Genomic DNA, 17,987 nt, shown 5'->3' with positions numbered 1-17,987 from the left:
GAGCGGGGCTGGGGTGCGTCCCAGCCGCGCGACGCCGCGTCCCTGTGCCGGTTGCCGGTTGCTCTTAAGATCCCGGACGCGGATCGTGGCCCATGCGCCACCGCAGGCGGGAGCGAGGCGTTAGGCTTGAGGCATGGCATCGGTGTCGCTGTCCAAGGGCGGCAATGTGTCGCTCAGCAAGGTCGCTCCGAACCTCACGGCGGTGACCGTCGGCCTCGGCTGGCAGGTGCGCCAGACTTCCGGTGCGGACTACGACCTTGACGCGAGCGCGATCGTCGTCAACGACTGGGGCAAGGTTCTCTCCGACCAGTACTTCGTCTTCTTCAACAACCTGGTGAGCCCTGACGGAGCCGTGAAGCACCTGGGCGACAACCTCGTCGGCGGCGGTGGGGGAGATGACGAGCAGATCACCGTCGAGCTGTTCGCGCTCACCCCACAGGCATCCAAGGTCGTTTTTGCAGTATCGATCTACGATGCGGAGGCGCGTCGGCAGACCTTCGGCCAGGTCCGGGAGGCGTTCATCCGGGTGCTCGACTCGACGGCCGGCACGGAGATCGCCCGCTATGACCTCACCGAGGACGCGTCGACCGAGACTGCGATGATCTTCGGAGAGCTCTACCGGCACGCCAACGAGTGGAAGTTCCGCGCGGTTGGCCAGGGTTACGCCTCCGGCCTGCGGGGGATCGCCCTCGACTTCGGGGTCAACGTCTCCTGACGTATCGGCCATCGCTTCGTGTGTGGCAGGGCATGGAGGCCTATTTTGGATCTTTTGTTCGATCGCGAACCGGCGGGCTGGGCAGAAGATCCAAAACGGGCTCTGAGGAAATTAGCAGCGTAGCCGAGGCTCGAGGCCGGATAGGTCGGAAAAGCGGTCCTGATACGTTGTCTGGAGGTGTTGCAGCAACCGGTCGACGTCCTCGATGTTCGACGCCAGGCCGAGCGACACCCGGATCGAGCCGGCACTGGGAAGCTTAAGCATGTCCAGGTAGTCGTCCAAGGACCGGACGCTGTGTCGCATAGAACCGGTGACGGCTGCCTTGGTGATGTGGAACGCGCCCTCTCCGACCCCAGGATTGCAGAAACAGCCGGTGCGCAGCGAGATGCCGGCAGCCGAGGCGTCTCGGGCCACCGCACGCTCGTCCACGACGTTGCCATCCGGATCCAGCAGGTTGAAGGCGATTGTTCCGCCCCGGTCGCGGGATTCGGTCGGCCCGTATATCCGTACCATCGGCGCGCCACTACTATGACACAGTGCAACAAGCCGGTCGAGCAGCCAGCCGGTGAGGCAGGCGACCCTGGTATGGATCAGGTCGATTCCGATGTTGTTGATCCAGGACAGGCCGATCTCGATGTCCGGGATGGCGAGAAAGTTGAGGGTGCCGTCCTCGAACGCGCTCTCGTCCTCGGTCAGTGTGTGCCAGCCGCCCTGCACGCTGACAGCCTGAATCGTCCCACCGGAAAACCACGGTCTCCGTAACCGCACCAACGCATCCCGCCGGGCGATGAGGCATCCCACGCCGGTCGGGAAGCCGAAGACCTTGTACCAGCTCACCGGTATGAAATCGGGGTGGACCGCGGACAGGTCAAGCCGATTGGTCGCAACATAGGCGGCTACATCGAGCAATACATCGTAGCCATACTCGTGGGCGGTGTCCACCCAGCGTAACGGATGTTGGACTCCGGTGAAGTTGCTCTGCGCGGGAAATGCGAACAGCCCACGGTCGTGCGTCGAGTGGCTGCCGGGGTCCCGCCAAAGGGCACCCTGGCCACCTGCCTCGGCCCAGGACCGGCCTATTCGGCGTTGTGCCGCCCGACGGCGCGGGTGGCCCGCCCACGGAACGGATCCGCTGACCACCATTCGTAGGGCCGCTTCGGTAACCCCCGGCCTCGGCTGCGCCAGTGCGGCCCGAACCGACGCGTCGTCGATCCGAAGATCGGGTGCGGTGACCGGAACGTACTGCGTCACCGCGCCCCGCATGTTCGCGAACTCCCGGATACCGTTGACCGAATTGTGGTTATCGTAGGTCAGGACGAACCGGGTCCGCGCGCCGAACCGATATGATTCGGCTACGAGTCGGCATGCTCCGGTTGCGTTCGGCGTGAAGATCGCAACGTATTCGTCCGGCGAGGCGTTGAAGTACTCCAGCACGGCCCGCCGGGTCTGTTCCACCAGTTCCGTGGTCGCCTTCGACGCCGGGCTGTCCGAATGGGGGTTGCCGAAACAGCGGTTGTGCAGGCGGGCGGTATGCGCGCGCAGTTGCGCGTCGGCGCATACTCCTGCGCCGGTGTAGTCCAGGTAGATTCCGCCGTCCGCATCAAGATGGCTGTACTCGACGGCCCGCAGTTCGTCTAGTCGGGTAGTGGTGGCGTAGTGGGGGTAGGCGGCGAGGAAGGCGGACAGCGACGGGTCGATGTCCGCGCCCGACTGGCCGGCCTGGGCTGGGTCGAGCGGTGCCGTAGTCATGCGGACCGGACCGGGCGTACGCTGAAGCGGGCGTTCAGCACGAGGTAAGTTGCCGCCAGTAACATGGTCGTGAAGCCGCTGAGAATCGCCCAGTCCAGCCAGGCGGCGTGGGTGAATGTCGTGCCGTAGGACGCCAGCAGCGGTGGGCCGAGCGGTGAACCGCCGTGGGCCCACAGGCGTTCCAGCCCGACGCTGTGTCCGAACCCCTCGAATGCCCACCGGTTGGACATGGCGTAGCTGATCGCCTTACCGGCCGGGGCCATCGCGGGGATCGGCAGTATCGCACCGGAGAACAGCACCTGCGGGAAACACAGCATCGGCAGGGCGACGGTGGCCTGTGCCGGGTTGAACACGGCCGCCGAGGTCAGCAGGCCCAGACAGAGCGCGGCGGTCGATGCCAGCAGCAATGTCACCAGCAAGGTTGCGGCCTGCGCCACGCCGAGGGCGGGCAGCCGGTCCAGCGCCCGCAGCAGGCCTATGGTGATCGTGTCGACGGCGACCAGCAGGGGTAGCAGGACGGCGAGCTTCGACAGCACATACGGACCGAGCCGAACGCCGACGAGCCGTTCTCGCCGCAGGATCGCCAACTCCCCACAGATCTGCGGCAGCCCGTAGGTGACACCGAAGAAGAAGCCGCCGAAAGTCACCCAGAAGGCCGTCATCATCGTGGCGCCGGGATCGGGGTTCCCGGCGGTGAAGGCATGCGGCCGGAACAACACGACGAACATCAGTAGGATCATCACCGGCGAGCCGAGCAGGATGGCCAGCGTGAGCCGGTCCCGGGCGAGAATCTCGACGTTGCGTCGGGTCAGTAGGTGCCACTGGCGAACCGCACCTGGCGGTTGTCCCGCGGAGCCACTGGAAGGTTTGTCTGTCCCACCGGCCGAGAATGACTGTGGCGTCGGGGAACTCGGCACATGTTCCTGGTCGCGGGCAAACCGTCGGCCCCAGGTTTGCGGAGTGTCCTCATAGGCAAGCCGGCCGTAGACCTCCTCGATCGTGGCCGTCCCGAAGTAGTGGCACGCCCGGTCTACCGGCCCGGCAAAAGCCAGATTGCCGTCCTGGGCCATGAAGACGACTGAATCGCACACACGCAGGTCGGAGACGTTGTGGGTGGCCAGCACGACCGTGGTACCACCGTCTGCCAACCGTCGCAGCAGCCGCATCAGGTCGGCTGCGGTCGCCGGATCCAGCCCGGATGTCGGCTCGTCGAGAAAGAACACCCGGGGTCTGGTCAGCAGCTCGACTGCGACGCAGGCACGCTTGCGCTCACCGCCGGACAGCGAGCGGACCTCGGCGCTGGCCAGATGGGCAAGACCGAGCTCGCCCAGGACATGTCGTACGGCGTCCGTGAGATGGCGCGGTGAGGAGTCCGCGGGCAGCCGCAATCGGGCGGCGTGCCAGAGCGTCCGCTCGAGCGAAAGCGTTCGGTGAATGATGTCATCCTGCGGTACGTAGCCCAGGGACGACCGGAACAGCGCCGGATTCGTGTGCCGGTCGACGCCGTCATATCGGACCACGCCTTCAACCGGTGCGCGTAGTCCCGCCATCGTCTCCAGCAGCATGGTCTTCCCGGCGCCGCTCGAACCGACGATGGCGACCAGCTCACCCGGTGCGACCCGGAAGGTAACGTCCCGCAGCGTCTGCCGTCCGGGTCGCCGGCCCAACCGTTGGCCAACCCCGGCGACGTCAACGCTGAGCCCGGGACGTCGGACCCCACTCGTCACGCTGGCCGCGGTCACCTGATCCAGCGTGGTGAGCGGCACCGTCCACACCCGTGCGGCAGTGAGCGTGCAGGCGGTGCAGCCGTGTCGGCGCGGTTCATCGGGTGTGGCATTGCCCGGTTCGCCGGTGGCGGCGTCATCCCGTCGCGGTGCCGCGAGGCCGATCACATTGCCGGGGACGTCCCAGCGGCCGGAGACGAGAATGAACAGGTGGCGGACGGGGTCACCCGCGCGGCACACCGTCGCGTCGGCGGGGAGATCGAGCGGGCGCATCGCATCGGCCAGATCGCGCAGCGCCGCCTGGGACAGTCCGCGAAGTATTCGTACTTCGCGGAGCGATCTTAATCGTGTGCCCAGCTCACGCCAGGCATCGTCGGTGCCATCGGGCGGCAGGCCGGGGCTGCCTTCGCCGGTCGATAGCTGAAGATCGGTTGCGTCCATCTGGCGCTCACCTCGTTAGGAACCCTCGGTTGATCTTATTGCATGATAACTTCACAAGAAGAACATAAGATATAAAATTTAATATATATACCTCATCTCCTAAATAGGACAGAATATGACTTACTTGCGGGCTATTTTCTGGATCATCGCCTGCATCGGCCAACATCCATCAGGCACGCCCTAGGCCCAATGCCGGGCGCGATCGTCGTCGGCTATGAAGCGCGACGGCCAGATTCGCTTCGCTGAGCAACGACCATGATGCGGATGGTAAGGGTATTGGCATCCACCTGGTAGAGGATCCGCCAAGCCGGGCCGGTCGCCTCCCACATGGTGGACCGCGCCTGGGATAGGGGAGTTCCAGCCTTCCGCGGGTCGTTGCGCAGCGGGCCGTTGAGGAAGCGGCGGATCTCGCCGGCCGTTTTGTCCGGTAGTCGTTGCAGGTCGCGCTCGGCCGACGCTGAGACGGTTACCTCATGTCGGGTGCTCATGCTGCTCCGCCGCCTGTGGGCGCCCCGGGTGGGAAGGTCTGCATCGGGCAAATCCGGTTGTTCACATCGTGATCGTAGAAGTCTTTGTTGTCAGCTGTCGGAAGTTCCGGTGGCCAGCTGGGCGCCTCTCCGGCTCCGGGCTCCTCGGCCGATTGGCGGCGGGCGGCGCGCACCCGGGTGATCTGTTGCCAGCCGAACGCCGCAGCCGGGGGGAACAGCACCAGCGTGGGCAGCATGTACCGGTAGTCGAAGCACACGGTTGCCGATGGGACGACGAGCAGGGCTGTTCCCGCGGCCACCAGCAGTGCACAGTCGGCTCGGATCCGCCGCCGTTCGTCGTGCTCTGCGCGCGACGAACGTCGGGGCGCCCTGCGGAACACCGCGGCGACACCGAGGGCCACCATCGCGCCCAACGCAGGCCCGGGGGTGTAGCCATGGCGCTGGTAGACCCGCAGAACCGCGGCCGGCGTCGGGGACACGGCACGGGTGACCAGCTCACCGTCGAAGGTCGCGAGGGGCGCGTTGATGTTCCAGTACAAGGGCACCGGGTAGGCGGGGAACTCCCAGGTGCCGACGGGCCAGTCACGCCGACCCACCCACCGCCCGGGCGCGAAGTAGTGGGCCACTTCGCCGGTCACCATCCGCGTGTAGTCCGCCGGTTGGTGTTCGATCACCTGGTGGGCGAAGTCGGTCATCGCGGCCTTTTTCGCGGCGTCGGGGAGAGCGACGGTGAAGCGCGGGCTGTTGCGGTTCCACACGTAGTAGTTCGGGCCGGGTCGCTCGCTCGGCGGGTGCGCAGAACACAGCTGCCGTGCCGCCGGGGTGAGGTCGAGACGTGCGCAGTCGGCAATCGGCGCGACCCGGCCGTAGAGCCAGTAGGCGTCACCGCCGCTCAGGGCATAGGAGCCGTGCGCCGAATGGAACCAGAACGCATACCCGAGCAGCGGTGCGGCCAGGGTCCCGGCGAACGCGACGGACCGCGACCACCCGAACCGTCGGGCTATGAGGTAGGCCAGCGCCAGGACCCCGAGGACGACACCCACCGTGCGGACGAGCGCGGCGAGCGCCAGCGCGCCGCCGGCGAGCCCGCAGGCCCACAGCGGCGGTTCCCGATCCCACAACAGGGCGACGAGCCCGGCGACGAGCAGCGCGTCGAACAGCGTTTCCGCCATGACGAAATGCTCGATGTTCACCTGATAGGCGTCGAGGAGAACCGGTGCTGCCGCCAGCGCCGCGATCGTGGGCGCGACGCCGCGGTGCGTCAGAAGTGCATAGACGGCAAGCCCGAGCCCCAGACCAAGAGCGTGTTGGACGGCGGGCACCACCCACAGCTCGCCGGTAACGGACAATGCGTGCAGCACCACCGGATAGCCCGCGGGCCGAACCGTGTCCGGGCTGAGGTACCGGGCCAGCTGGAGGTAGGCGTAGGAGTCGCCGGCGAACTCGAATGCAGGGCGGTAGGCGGCCATCGCCAGCACCCGCAATGCGCTGGCCAGGACAATCAGAACGATTATCAGCCGGTGCCGACGCAGGCGGGCCGGGCGTATCAGGCTCGTCGACCGTAGTCGGTTCATCGCCATCTGTATGGGTCGGTCGGCAGCGATGGGGTTGACGGTCGGTACCTCAGCATCTTCATCGACATGAACCGCTCTGTACGGACCCGGCCGGGTCTCCCGTGAGGCCGGCGGGCAACGGGCCGGGGACCGGGCTGCAATGGGTCCAGGAAAAGGTATCGAAGGTGCTTTCCCGTCATCAGGTGGGATCAGTATATTCGGTGTCTGTCACCGGGTGGTTCCACCGTGTTGGTCGACGGTAGTAGTGGTCGCAACCAAGAAGCGGCCGGCTACGAAGCGCGTCGAGCCGTGGCTGTGGCGCTCTAAACCGTGCCCGGACCGCAACCGCGTCCACATGCGAACTGTGTCCAGGGCCCCTCCGGTGGGCATTGATCCGCGCGATCGAAGATCCATCGCATAGGCCCTAGATGGGAACCATGTCTACTGCGAAGGAAGGTAGGTCGATGTGACGTCCGTTACCTGGGGGCGTAATCTTCTGTGACTGTGCGAGCAACAACGGTTTCTGGAGATCCATCGACAAGGACGTCGGCGAGTTCACAGGTACCCACCGCGTCTTCGCTACCCGGCCTGGCGGGCTGTCCTCACTCCCCGCCCTGCCCGCCCGCCGCCGGTCCCGACCGGGATGCGGCGCGGGTGACGATCCGGCACTGCGACCAGGGATGGAGCCTGCTGTGCAACGGTGTGATCTTGTTTGACGACACTGGTGAGATTTTGCCGACGGGGAGGATCATCGAACCGCGGCGGGGGCTTCCGAGCCTGGTGAGTACCGCGGCCGCGGCGGTCGTGACGCGCCACCAGACGGCCCTGCCGACGCCCCGTGGCCGGACCACCTGACGTGCCGACCTGACGTGCCGACCTGACGTGACCGCGTGACGTGACCGCGTGACGCGATCTGCCATCCGCGGAGTCTCGCCATCCGACGAGCACTGATCGTTGATGGGGCACGGCTGCTGGTTTCCGCCGTTTCCGCCGTGGACCGGGCCGTCTTCGCCCGCCTTGCCGGTGCGCGTCCGCTCCTCGACCCGATTCTGCCGGGCCTGTCCCGGGCAGGCGACCACGGTCTGCTGTGGTGGGGGACAGCGGTGGCTCTCGGCGTCAGCAGGGGACGGCGCAGGCGCGGGGCAGTGCGGGGCATGGTGGCCCTGGGGCTTGCCAGCGCGACCGCGAACGGGCCGGCCAAGATGGTGTTCCGCCGGGACCGTCCTGATCGTCACGGCATACCGCTGCGCCGCCGACTCCGCCGGGACCTGACGACTTTCTCGTTTCCCTCCGGGCATGCCGCATCTGCGGCCGCCTTCGCGACCGCGGTCGCGATGGACGCACCCGTCGCGGCGATCCCGGTCGGGATCATCGCCACAGGCGTGGCGTTCTCGCGGGTCTATGTCGGTGTCCACTACCCGAGTGACGTGCTGGCGGGTGTCGCCATCGGGGTATCCGCCGCCCTCGTGACCAGCAAGATCATGCCCAGGCGGCCCTACCGTCCGGTGCGGGCACGCCCGGCGTCGATACGGGTGCCGGCGCTACGGCCAGCTGAGGTTTACCACGAACGCGGCTAGTCTGATGATCTACCAGGAGGAAGACCTCGACCGGTCTGCCGCCGCTCGCCGCCGTGGCGGTTCTGGAGCGGGACAAGCGTGTGCAGCGGCGCCGTCAGGTTGGCCGCTGTATCGGGGTCGAGGATGTCCTGGACGAGCAGCGCGCAGGCGAGGTCCGCGCACAGTTCCATGACACGCTGGTCCGCATCGGCATCCTCAAGATTGATCATTTTGCGGCAGGATGGACACAGGCGCCAGAATCCCTCGGCTGCGCTACGCCGAACCAGGGTCCAGACGCGCCGGCGGCCGGTACGCACCGCGCTGTTGAACGCTGCTTCCATGGCGTCCCGATGCTCGATCTCATCGCGGGTGAGCGCGGTGACGAGCAGACCGTCGTAGACCCGCAGGCTGTCGGCGTCGTGGCAGCGACGTGCCAGTACCGGCAGAGCCGCGAGGACCCGTTTGACCTCGGAGCCGAAGGGACCGAGGTCCGGCTCGTGTCCCCGGCCGCGGGGATAGACCACCCGCCACGATCGCATCAAGGCCGAGTACTCCGACCGGGTGAGAATCGGTTTGGCGTAGGCGGCGGCGATCGCGTCGCGGACCGCTTTGAGCGCGGTCGCGGTGATGCCGGGATCAACCGTCACATAGTCGTCGATGCCCGCGAGGTCGTCGGCATAGATCGCCGAGAGCGCGTCGAAGGCGGCGAGAACCTCGACAACCAGCGGGGCATCCGGCGACAACGCCTTGTCGCGCGCGGCCGCGAGTTGTGGCGTGTTGCGCCAGACCGACGCGAGTTGGCCGAGTTCCGTGTCGCTGGCGTGTACCAGCTGGGTGAGGATCGCGAGAATACCACGCAGGTTCGGGTGGTCCTCCAGCCGGTCGATCCGCCGCGACCGCAGAATCATGGCTGTTTCCCGAGTACGATGCGGGCCATCTCACGGCCTCGCATTCATGCGGTAACGCCAAGTGGCAATCATGTAGCTGGCGGCCGATGACATCTGTTCCGCCGTGCTGTCGGCAGCCGTCACATCGCCTCCTCGCGAGGCACTCGCGTTGCGTCGGGGCCACTTGGCCAAAGGCCCCGAGGGGGTTGGTAGGGGCAAAGGTACCGAGATCATAGCTCTTTCGTCGGGCCCGTGGCCCCCTGGGGTTGTGAGGGCCGACGACGGTGCGATCAATGGGGGCTCGTCCGAGCGTGAAGTGACCTCATGGGCATACTTCTCGCGTCGTCAGAGGCCTTTGGAACCTACTGGTCGGGACCGTCCCGGCTCCGAGGTGAGGGCGATTACGTTGGACGATGGTCTGGCCGGATGTGGGGCTGGCCGGATGTGCATCGTACGCACTCTACGACAACTCGCCCGCTGATCGTAGCCGCACCGATGGTAGCGGACAGGGGCGCGTGGGTAGCAGGAAAGGGAAGGGCGGGACTGTGACTGATATCTCGACGTCGCGAGGAACGGCGATTGCCGTGAGGCGCTCGGAGGGCCGGGCCGTGACCCGAAACCCGTGGCTGGACTCGCGCCACTCGTTCGCGTTCGGTCGCCACTATGATCCCGCCAATACCCATTTCGGCCTTCTGCTGGTCAGCAACGACGACCGTGTCGCTCCTGGTGGCGGCTTTGATGCCCACCCGCACCGGGACATGGAGATCGTGACCTGGGTCCTCGCGGGTGAGCTTGTGCACACCGATTCCACTGGAATCAGCGGTGTGATCCGGCCCGGGGTTGTTCAGCGGATGAGCGCGGGCACCGGGATCCTGCATGCGGAGATGAACGCGGCACCGTGCTCCGGGGTGCACGCATGCTTCCCAGGGGATCCCGGTACGGTTCATTTTATTCAGATGTGGATTATTCCGGACACGTCGGGTATCACCCCCGGTTATGCCCAGATCGATGTGACGGACACTCTGGCGACCGGCAGTCTGGTGGCGATCGCGGGCGGAGCCGGCTCGCAGGCGGCGGTCGACATTCGGCAGAACAATGCAGTCCTGCACGGTGCGCGGCTGCCCGGGTCCGGCCGCGTGCAGCTGCCGTCCGCGCCCTGGGTGCATCTGTTCGTCGCGCGCGGCACGGTCACGGTGGAGACCGTCGGCGATCTCGCGGCTGGTGACGCAGCCCGGATCCGAGACTGCGACGGGCTCGCGGTCAGTGCCCCGGCCGGGCCGGCGGAAATTCTGGTCTGGGAGATGCACGCATCCCTTGGCCGGTGAGCCGCGACAGGGTGAGGCCGCGACAGCGCCTGCTGCCGGCATCCCGGTACCGCGGGATGCCGGCAGTCACCTCAGGCGGGCATGCGCCCGGCCCTGGGCCCGCAGGAGTCCTACTCGCGCAGCCCGTAACGACGGATCGCATCCTCGACGACGGCCGCCTTGACCGCGCCATGGCGGGCCAGCGCCTCCAGGGTCGCCACCGTGATCGACTGGGCGTCGACGTGGAAGTGGCGCCGCAGCGCCGCCCGGGTGTCGGAGCGGCCGTATCCGTCGGTGCCCAGCGAGGTGTAGTCCTGGGGAATCCACCGTGAGATCTGGTCGGGCACCGCGCGCATCCAGTCGCTTACAGTGATGACCGGTCCAGGTGCCCCTTCCAGGATGCGGGTCACATACGGCCGGCGCTCCACCGAATCCGGATTCAGCAGGTTGTGCTCCTCGCAGGCGAGAGCCTCCCGGCGCAGTTCGTTCCAGGAGGTCACCGACCACACGTCCGTTTCCACGCCGAAGTCGTTCGCGAGGAGCTCCTGCGCGTCCAACGCCCACCGCATCCCGGTACCGCTCGCCAGCAGCTGCGCGCGGTTGGGCACGGTTCCCGACCCGAGGTCCACCGGCGTTCGGGCGGCCAACCCCGTTTGGGTGAACGGTCGGAACAGGTACATCCCGGCGAGAATCTGTGCCGGGTCTATCCCGGCCGGCTCGGCCGGCTGCGGGAAAGGCTCGTTGTAGACGGTCATGTAATAGAAGACGTTTTCGTCGCGCTCGCCGTACATCCGGTCGAGGCCGTCGCGGACGATGTGGGATACCTCGAAGGCGAACGCCGGGTCGTAGGCCACGCAGGCCGGGTTCGTCGACGCGAGCAGCAGCGAATGGCCGTCCTGGTGCTGGAGCCCCTCACCGTTGAGCGTGGTTCGCCCGGCGGTGGCACCGAGCAGGAAACCGCGGCCGAGCTGGTCTCCGAACGCCCACATCTGGTCGCCGGTCCGCTGGAATCCGAACATCGAGTAGAAGACGTACACCGGGATCATATGGACCCCGTGCGTGGCATACGCGGTGCCCGCGGCGATGACCGAGCCCATCGAGCCGGCTTCGTTGATGCCCTCGTGGAGCATCTGGCCGGATTCGGACTCCTGGTAGGAGAGCAGCAGGTCGCGGTCGACGGCCTCGTAACGCTGCCCGTGCGGCGAGTATATCTTCGCGGTCGGGAACATGGCGTCCATGCCGAAGGTGCGGGCTTCGTCCGGAATTACCGGAACGAATCGGGCGCCTATTTCTTTCGTCTTCATCAGATCTTTGAGAAGGCGGACGAAGGCCATGGTCGTCGCCACCGGTTGTTTACCCGAGCCGCGCCGCAGGTCGTCGAAGATCGATTTTGGCGGCTGCGGAAGGGGACGCGTCCGTACGACCCGCCTGGGCAGCGAGCCGTCCAGTGTGGCCCGCCGTTCCCGCATGTACTGGATTTCGTCCGAATCCAGGCCGGGATGGAAGTACGGCGGCAGGTCCGCCTCCAGCTCGGCGTCGGGAATCTCCAGGTAGAGACGGTCGCGAAACTCCTTCAGCTCACCCTTGCTGAGTTTTTTCATCTGGTGCGTGGCATTGCGGGCCTCGAAGTCCTTGCCCAGCGTCCAGCCCTTGATGGTGTGGGCGAGGATGACCGTGGGCTGGCCGGCATGCTCGGTTGCGGCCTTGTAGGCGGCGTAGAGCTTGCGGTAGTCGTGACCACCACGGGAAAGTTTACGCAGATCGTCGTCGGAGAGGTCCTTGACCATGCGGCGCAGGCGCGCGTCCGCGCCGAAGAAATGCTCCCGGATGTAGGCTCCGGACGACGTCGTGTAGGTCTGGAACTGGCCGTCCGGCGTTGTGTTCATCCGGTGCACCAGGACTCCGTCGGTGTCCTGGGCGAGCAGCGGGTCCCAGTCGCGGCCCCAGACCACCTTGATGACGTTCCAGCCGGCGCCGCGGAACAGCGACTCCAGTTCCTGCATGATTTTGCCGTTGCCGCGTACCGGGCCGTCAAGACGCTGCAGGTTGCAGTTCACGACGAAGATCAGGTTGTCGAGTTCCTCCCGGGCGGCGATGCCGAGGGCGCCGATCGACTCGGGCTCGTCCATCTCGCCGTCACCCAGGAAGGCCCATACCCGGCTGCGCGACGTGTCCTTGATCCGCCGGTTCAGCAGGTATCGGTTGAACCGGGCCTGATAGATGGCATGGATCGGCCCGAGGCCCATCGAGACGGTCGGGAACTCCCAGAAGTCGGGCATCAGGCGTGGGTGCGGGTATGACGGAAGTCCATCGGCCGCCCCCTCCCGGCGGAACGCATCAAGGGCTCCGGTGGTCAGCCGGCCCTCGAGGAAGGCTCTGGCGTAGATTCCCGGGGAGGCATGGCCCTGGACGAAGATCTGGTCACCGGAGTCGCCGCCGGGCCCCGCGGTCAGCTTGTCCTTGCCGCGGAAGAAGTGGTTGAAACCGACCTCGTAGAGTGCGGCACTAGATGCATACGTGGCGATATGACCGCCAACGCCGTATTCCGGACGATTTGCCCGGCTCACCATGATTGCCGCATTCCATCGAATATATGCGCGTATGCGCCGTTCGATGTGTTCGTCGCCCGGAAACCACGGTTCCTGCTCCGGTGGAATGGTGTTGATGTAGTCAGTGCTGGTGAGCCCGGGCACACCGACGGCCTTCTCTCGGGCCCGCTCCAGCAGCTTGAGCATGAGGAATCGTGCCCGTCCCCGGCCCTGCTCGTCGATCACCGCATCCAGGGAATCCAGCCATTCGCTGGTTTCGGACGGGTCGATGTCCGGCAACTGGCTGGGAAGCCCGTCGGTGATGACCGAGAACCTCCTGCCGCTGTCCTTCGCCACGCGTTCTCCCTGCCGTCGCTTGGTCGTTGTTCGCATGCTTGGTCGCGAGTGGGTCCCCGTCCATCGTGCTCTGTGTGGGCGGTCTCGTCACCCTCCACCCTCGCCGCCTGGCGATAGGGGTGCGGGTCGGCGGTCGGGGCCGGAAGCGGCATCAGCCGGGCAGAACCGCCCCGGCCACATCGCCGCCGCCGATCTGGTGGGGTCGTGTCGCCGCTGTGCTGGCTTTGTGGAACGGTTGGAGACAATGGAAGGTGCGGACGGTGGGCGGCAGGTGACCACGAAGGGCGGTCCATGGAGACGACGACGGTGTCGGTGCACACCGGCGACGGGGAATGTGTTTGGGATCTCACCGCTGCCGCGCGGCGCTTCGTCACCGGTCGCGGGGATGGGTTGCTGTCCGTGTTCGTCCCACATGCGACCGCCGGCCTCGCCGTCCTTGAGCTCGGTTCGGGCAGCGACGCGGATCTTCTCGCCGCGCTCGCAGACCTGTTGCCCACCGATCGCGCATGGCAGCATGCCCATGGCTCAAAAGGTCACGGAAGGTCACACGTCCTGCCTGCGCTGATCGCACCGTCGTTGACCGTTCCGGTCCTCGATGGCGGCCTGCTACTCGGCACATGGCAGTCGATCGCATTGGTTGATCTCAACGTGGACAATCCCGAGCGCACGGTTCGGCTCTCGTTCCTGTCCGGATGAGACGGCGAGAGCGACACCTTTGTCCACAACTACCGGCGTGGCACTTGCGCTGCCCGGGGGTGCTCCGGTGGACTAGGTCCACGGCGATGCGGGCAGTAGGTGGATCGAGAGACCGCCGTGCTGCCCGGCCGTTGCATGCGGACAGCGTGTCCGTGTGCGGCTGACACGAGCAGGAGGTTGTTGAGGGTGAGTCCGACCGCGGCGAACGCCGAGGGTCAGCGGCGTGCGGAACGTCTGGGTATCACGCCAGGGGTACTGGTTCAGTCGCTCAACGAAGACGATGACATCGCCCGTGATCTTCTAGGTGCTGTCACCTCTGCCAGCGGAACGGAACTCGTCCCGGAGGATTCTGACGATGTGGTCGACGTCGTACTGCTGTGGTGGCGGGACGACGACGGCGACCTTGTGGAGGCACTCATCGACGCGCGCCGCCAGCTGTCCGAGGCTGGGGTGATCTGGCTTCTGACACCGAAGGCCGGCAGGCCTGGGCATGTCGAGCCCAGCGACGTCCTGGAGGCGGTGCCGACAGTCGGCCTGGTGCAGACAAGCACTGTGAGTGTCGCCGCGGAATGGGCCGGAATGCGGCTGGCCGCACCGAAGTCCCAGCGGGTCCGGCACCGGTAGGGCTTCCTGGGTCCCTGGCCGCCAGCTGGGTCCGGTGGCGGCCAGGGCCGGAGGGGGTTTTTGACCGGGGCAGCGCGCAGCGCGGTGGGTCGGGTCAGGCGGGCAAGGGGACCTGCTGCCCTTCGACCGCGGTCGGGTACCGGTCCCAGATGCGGTTGATCTCACTCTGGAGATTCAGCGGCCCGAAACCGAGAAGAAAGATCGTGAACGCGACCCCGGTTCGCAACGGAGGCAGGCCGGCTGATTGTTGTGCCTGGCGTGTGCGTGCACACAACCGCCACACGGCGACGAGCGGCGGAGCGAGAAGGAGGACGCCCAGGGTCACCGCGAATACTGAAAGGGTCGGATCGACCACGATTCGTCGGTCATACTCGCTGAGTTCCTTGTTGGTTTTGTAGATCCAGACGATGGTGTATATACCAAGAGTGATCAAAGGTAGGCCGAGCCAGCTGGCGCAGGGGTTGCGGCGCTTGCCGTGGATGCCGGTAGCCGTCGGCTGTGGGTAGCCGCTGGGCACGGCTGTCGCCGAAGTCGGGTATGCGCGGCCGGATCGGGGCGGGCCGTACCCGTCCACGCGCTGAAGCCCGGATGGCTGCCGGCCCCGATCGGACTGGCCGTACGGACCGAAGGTCTGCTCGGTCACTGCGTTCCCCTGTTCGGAGTGCCGCCGGTCGCCCGGCCACAGCTGATAACAGTATTGCCCTGGTGGGTCAAGATCGGTTATTGCGTACGGTTCCGTCCGGCGGGGCCTGGTCCGCGTCCATGTCCGCGTCCATGTCCGCATCCGGCCTGATAGCCGGCATGCCGACTGGGACCGAGGTAGCGGATTTTTACCCGGAGCGATGCAACGAGGCAAATGTTACTGGCCGCGACATCAGGAAACGAGACTCCGGACACATCGGTTCCGCACGATTGCGGTGCCGGCGCAGCCGTCCGGCCTGCCGTAGGGATGCCAACGTTGATCAGGTGGCATGCTGGGTGCGGGTGGCCGACCGCCCTTTCCCAACGTGACGCCGCCTGCAACGTGACACCGCCTGCCGTCGAGAGGATTGACCAGTGGCCGTAGAGGTGGGCACCGCCGCCCCAGACTTCACTCTGCGTGATCAGAACAACGAGGAGGTCACGCTCTCGGAGTTCCGCGGGCGTCGCAACGTCGTGCTCCTGTTCTATCCGCTCACCTTCACCGGGATCTGCCAGGGCGAGCTCTGTGCGGTCCGTGACGACCTCTCCGCGTTCCAGAACGACGACGTGCAGGTGCTCGCGGTCTCGGTCGACTCGCCCTACGCCCACAAGGTGTGGGCCGATCGCGAGGGCTATGACTTTCCGCTCCTCGCCGACTTCTGGCCGCACGGTGAGGTGGCACGCAGCTATGGCGTGCTGGAAGAGAGCAAGGGGTTCGCCGTGCGCGCGACCTTCGTCATCGACAAGGACGGCACTGTGCGCTGGACTGTTGTCAACGGACCAGGTGAAGCACGCGACCATGGTGAATATCTCAAGGCGCTCGCGGCCCTGTAATCCGCCTCGAGGGAGCTGGTTGGCCAAAGGGTGTGCGATTGTGGTTTTTCGCGCACCCGGAGGCCCCGAGGGGGCTGGTTGGCCAAAGGGTGTGCGATTGTGGTTTTTCGCGCACCCGGAGGCTTCGGGGGAACGTGAGGGAGTTAGTGCTTGCACGATGCCGTGTTTTCGTTGTCACATCCGCCAGACCGATCCCGCGCGCGGATCCAGTCCGTGGCGACGGGCGGTAGTCGAAGGTGAACAGGTTCTGTTCTGTCCGCCGTGCCAGCTGGTGACAGGATGGTCGGACATTCTTGACCGGTGCGCTGGCTGCGGCTCCACGCATCTGGCCAAGGCCCTGGGTGCCGTCTCGTGCCGGGACTGCGGCCGGGAGGTCTCGCCGGCCTCGGCCGCCGAGGATTTTTCGGTTTCCGATCCGCGGGTGTCGCGGGGGAGCGGACCTGGGCAGCCCGTAGCCGCATCCCCCAGTCTCAGCGACGAGGTTGAGGCCGCGCTCGCACGGGTACTGGGCCGGGCCGTGACCTGAGCGCCGACACCGGCTCGTCTACCTGACCGGGTGGACGTCGCCGTCGGACGTCGCGGGGAACGCATGCCGGCGCGGAGTCCGGTCCCACGCCGGTTCCCCACAACGGCGCGATGTTGCGTACTCTTACGAGAGCCCGGGGCGCGTAGCTCAGCGGGAGAGCGCTCGCCTTACAAGCGAGTGGTCGCAGGTTCGATCCCTGCCGCGCCCACGAGCTGGTTTCGTATGCTCGTTGATCTTCGATCAAGCTTGCCACCAGCCGCGATGTCCGCCGGGTGGCCGAGCCCCCCGAACCCCCCACGATCACAAACACCGTCCCGGCGATGATCGGGACGGCGTCCCTGTAGCAACGGGTGTAGCAACGCACTTCAGCTCAGTTGATCGTCGAGCTTCCGCAACGCCGCGCGTTTCTCCGCCATGGACGAGTGTGCGTAGATCGTCATGGTGACCTCGATCGCCGAGTGCCCCGCGATGTCCCGGACGGTGTGAGGCGGCACACCGAGATCAAGTAGGAGCGTCACGCAGGTGTGCCGCAGGCCATGAAACACGACCCCGTCAAGGCGCGGCACGGGCCGCGCCGCGCGACGGCTGCGCGTGGCGCTGGCGCGCCATGCTCGCCGGGTGCGTCGCCAGCCCGCCACCGCGCACAGCCACATCCAGGCAGCACGTCAGCCAGCCGTCCGAACAGCCAGCGTAGCCAGCCGCGGGCAGCAGCACCGGTCGGCGGCCCTGGGGACCGGCCGTTCCGAGCGGGCATCGGACCGCTGCAAGTCGCCGCGATCAGGCGTGGGCTCGTCGTCGAGTCCGCGTGCCTCACACCGGTGACGTCACGGTGGTAGCGGCGTGTCGTCAGCCAGTCGCCGGATTGACGGGATGTGCTCGTCGAGTTCCCCGGCCTCGAAACGAACATTGTTGATCGTCCACCAGATGGCCTTGGTGGGATCGCCCACAAGCTTGTATGAGCCGTTTGGAGCCACGGCAGCCCATCCCCCTACAAACCCGATCAGCGTGGCTGTCGGATTGCCGCTGGCCGCATCCCATAGCCGCACCGTCCCATCGGAGCCGGCGGAGGCCAGCCGGGTGCCGTCCGGGGAGAACCCCACCGCCTGCACCCCGCCGGTGTGGCCGGTGAGTTCGGCGAGTTGCCGGCCGCTGGCTACATCCCATAGCCGCACCGTCCCATCGAAGCCGGCGGAGGCCAGCCGGGTGCCGTCCGGGGAGAACCCCACCGCGGACACCTCGTCGGTGTGGCCGGTGAGTTCGGCGAGTTGCCGGCCGCTGGCTACATCCCACAGCCGCACTGTCCCATCGGAGCCGGGGGAGGCCA

16 protein-coding genes, 1 tRNA gene and 1 pseudogene are annotated in these 17,987 nt (G+C 66.6%); 9 read left to right on the top strand and 9 right to left on the bottom strand.

The features are described from left to right. Window positions 1-133: 133 nt before the first annotated feature. Complete coding sequence (locus U9983_RS08250) at window positions 134-715, top strand: TerD family protein (protein WP_322750353.1); 582 nt, start codon at window positions 134-136, stop codon at window positions 713-715. 111 nt (window positions 716-826) lie between these two features. Here U9983_RS08250 and U9983_RS08245 read toward each other — a convergent pair whose 3' ends face one another. From U9983_RS08245 to U9983_RS08230, 4 genes are all read right to left on the bottom strand, one after another. Continuing rightward, the gene (locus U9983_RS08245) at window positions 827-2,464 is read right to left on the bottom strand and encodes an aminotransferase class V-fold PLP-dependent enzyme (RefSeq protein ID WP_322753446.1); all 1,638 of its coding nucleotides are present in this window, start codon (window positions 2,462-2,464) and stop codon (window positions 827-829) included. Continuing rightward, window positions 2,461-4,629: an ATP-binding cassette domain-containing protein gene (locus tag U9983_RS08240; protein ID WP_322753445.1), complete on the bottom strand. Its 2,169-nt coding sequence runs from the start codon at window positions 4,627-4,629 to the stop codon at window positions 2,461-2,463. Before U9983_RS08240 ends, U9983_RS08245 begins: the two co-directional genes overlap by 4 nt. Window positions 4,630-4,841: 212 nt before the next feature. Further along, window positions 4,842-5,117 carry a type II toxin-antitoxin system RelE family toxin gene (locus tag U9983_RS08235; RefSeq protein WP_322750350.1) on the bottom strand — a complete coding sequence of 92 codons (276 nt, stop codon included), beginning with the start codon at window positions 5,115-5,117 and terminating at the stop codon, window positions 4,842-4,844. Continuing rightward, window positions 5,114-6,691, bottom strand: a complete 1,578-nt coding sequence (locus U9983_RS08230) for a hypothetical protein (protein ID WP_322753444.1) — start codon at window positions 6,689-6,691, stop codon at window positions 5,114-5,116. The genes U9983_RS08235 and U9983_RS08230 overlap by 4 nt, the downstream gene beginning before the upstream one ends. 477 nt (window positions 6,692-7,168) lie before the next feature. Between U9983_RS08230 and U9983_RS08225 the strand changes: the two genes are divergently transcribed. After that, entirely contained in the window at window positions 7,169-7,525 is a 357-nt protein-coding gene (locus U9983_RS08225) for a DUF5999 family protein (RefSeq protein WP_322753443.1), read from the top strand. Window positions 7,526-7,662: 137 nt separating this feature from the next. After that, on the top strand, window positions 7,663-8,247 hold the full coding sequence (locus U9983_RS08220) for a phosphatase PAP2 family protein (protein ID WP_322753442.1): 585 nt from the start codon (window positions 7,663-7,665) through the stop codon (window positions 8,245-8,247). On the opposite strand, the gene U9983_RS08215 is transcribed toward U9983_RS08220, so the two are convergent. Further along, window positions 8,244-9,134, bottom strand: a complete 891-nt coding sequence (locus U9983_RS08215; RefSeq protein WP_322753441.1) for a hypothetical protein — start codon at window positions 9,132-9,134, stop codon at window positions 8,244-8,246. The two genes, U9983_RS08220 and U9983_RS08215, sit on opposite strands and share 4 nt — an antisense overlap. 524 nt (window positions 9,135-9,658) lie before the next feature. Between U9983_RS08215 and U9983_RS08210 the strand changes: the two genes are divergently transcribed. Then, window positions 9,659-10,438: a pirin family protein gene (locus tag U9983_RS08210; protein WP_416211312.1), complete on the top strand. Its 780-nt coding sequence runs from the start codon at window positions 9,659-9,661 to the stop codon at window positions 10,436-10,438. Window positions 10,439-10,548: 110 nt separating this feature from the next. Here U9983_RS08210 and aceE read toward each other — a convergent pair whose 3' ends face one another. Then, entirely contained in the window at window positions 10,549-13,302 is a 2,754-nt protein-coding gene (gene aceE, locus U9983_RS08205; RefSeq protein WP_322753439.1) for a pyruvate dehydrogenase (acetyl-transferring), homodimeric type, read from the bottom strand. 291 nt (window positions 13,303-13,593) lie between these two features. Here aceE and U9983_RS08200 point away from each other — a divergent pair, with 291 nt between their 5' ends. Continuing rightward, entirely contained in the window at window positions 13,594-13,998 is a 405-nt protein-coding gene (locus tag U9983_RS08200) for a YjbQ family protein (protein ID WP_322751058.1), read from the top strand. 186 nt (window positions 13,999-14,184) lie between these two features. Further along, on the top strand, window positions 14,185-14,622 hold the full coding sequence (locus tag U9983_RS08195; RefSeq protein WP_322751057.1) for a DUF3052 domain-containing protein: 438 nt from the start codon (window positions 14,185-14,187) through the stop codon (window positions 14,620-14,622). A 94-nt stretch (window positions 14,623-14,716) separates the two neighbouring features. Here the strand turns inward: U9983_RS08195 and U9983_RS08190 are convergent, their stop codons facing one another. After that, the gene (locus U9983_RS08190) at window positions 14,717-15,265 is read right to left on the bottom strand and encodes a DUF4234 domain-containing protein (protein ID WP_322753438.1); all 549 of its coding nucleotides are present in this window, start codon (window positions 15,263-15,265) and stop codon (window positions 14,717-14,719) included. Window positions 15,266-15,678: 413 nt separating this feature from the next. On the opposite strand from U9983_RS08190, the gene U9983_RS08185 reads away from it, so the two are divergent. From U9983_RS08185 to U9983_RS08175, 3 genes are all read left to right on the top strand, one after another. Beyond that, on the top strand, window positions 15,679-16,137 hold the full coding sequence (locus U9983_RS08185) for a peroxiredoxin (protein ID WP_322751055.1): 459 nt from the start codon (window positions 15,679-15,681) through the stop codon (window positions 16,135-16,137). 271 nt (window positions 16,138-16,408) lie between these two features. Next, window positions 16,409-16,663 carry a hypothetical protein gene (locus U9983_RS08180; protein WP_322753437.1) on the top strand — a complete coding sequence of 85 codons (255 nt, stop codon included), beginning with the start codon at window positions 16,409-16,411 and terminating at the stop codon, window positions 16,661-16,663. 136 nt (window positions 16,664-16,799) lie between these two features. Continuing rightward, window positions 16,800-16,871, top strand: a tRNA-Val gene (locus U9983_RS08175). Between the two features lie 157 nt (window positions 16,872-17,028). Here the strand turns inward: U9983_RS08175 and U9983_RS08170 are convergent. Together U9983_RS08170 and U9983_RS08165 are read right to left on the bottom strand one after the other, a co-directional pair. Beyond that, window positions 17,029-17,220, bottom strand: a pseudogene (locus U9983_RS08170) (tyrosine-type recombinase/integrase); the annotation flags it as partial. 267 nt (window positions 17,221-17,487) lie between these two features. Continuing rightward, on the bottom strand, window positions 17,488-17,987 hold a 500-nt coding region (locus tag U9983_RS08165; RefSeq protein WP_416211311.1), incomplete at its 5' end, for a WD40 repeat domain-containing protein.

It is taken from the genome of Protofrankia sp. Cas3, assembly GCF_963555955.1.
Lineage (GTDB): Bacteria > Actinomycetota > Actinomycetes > Frankiales > Frankiaceae > Protofrankia.
The sequence above is the reverse complement of the archived record's forward strand: the minus strand, read 5'-3'. Positions and strand labels throughout refer to the sequence as shown.

Bases quoted from the DNA above. Each gene is read 5' to 3' on its own strand.
- U9983_RS08240 (WP_322753445.1), bottom strand. From the start codon at position 4,629: ATGGACGCAACCGATCTTCAGCTATCGACCGGCGAAGGCAGCCCCGGC.
- U9983_RS08235 (WP_322750350.1), bottom strand. From the start codon at position 5,117: ATGAGCACCCGACATGAGGTAACCGTCTCAGCGTCGGCCGAGCGCGAC.
- U9983_RS08245 (WP_322753446.1), bottom strand. From the start codon at position 2,464: ATGACTACGGCACCGCTCGACCCAGCCCAGGCCGGCCAGTCGGGCGCG.
- U9983_RS08230 (WP_322753444.1), bottom strand. From the start codon at position 6,691: ATGAACCGACTACGGTCGACGAGCCTGATACGCCCGGCCCGCCTGCGT.
- U9983_RS08200 (WP_322751058.1), top strand. From the start codon at position 13,594: ATGGAGACGACGACGGTGTCGGTGCACACCGGCGACGGGGAATGTGTT.
- U9983_RS08215 (WP_322753441.1), bottom strand. From the start codon at position 9,134: ATGATTCTGCGGTCGCGGCGGATCGACCGGCTGGAGGACCACCCGAAC.
- U9983_RS08250 (WP_322750353.1), top strand. From the start codon at position 134: ATGGCATCGGTGTCGCTGTCCAAGGGCGGCAATGTGTCGCTCAGCAAG.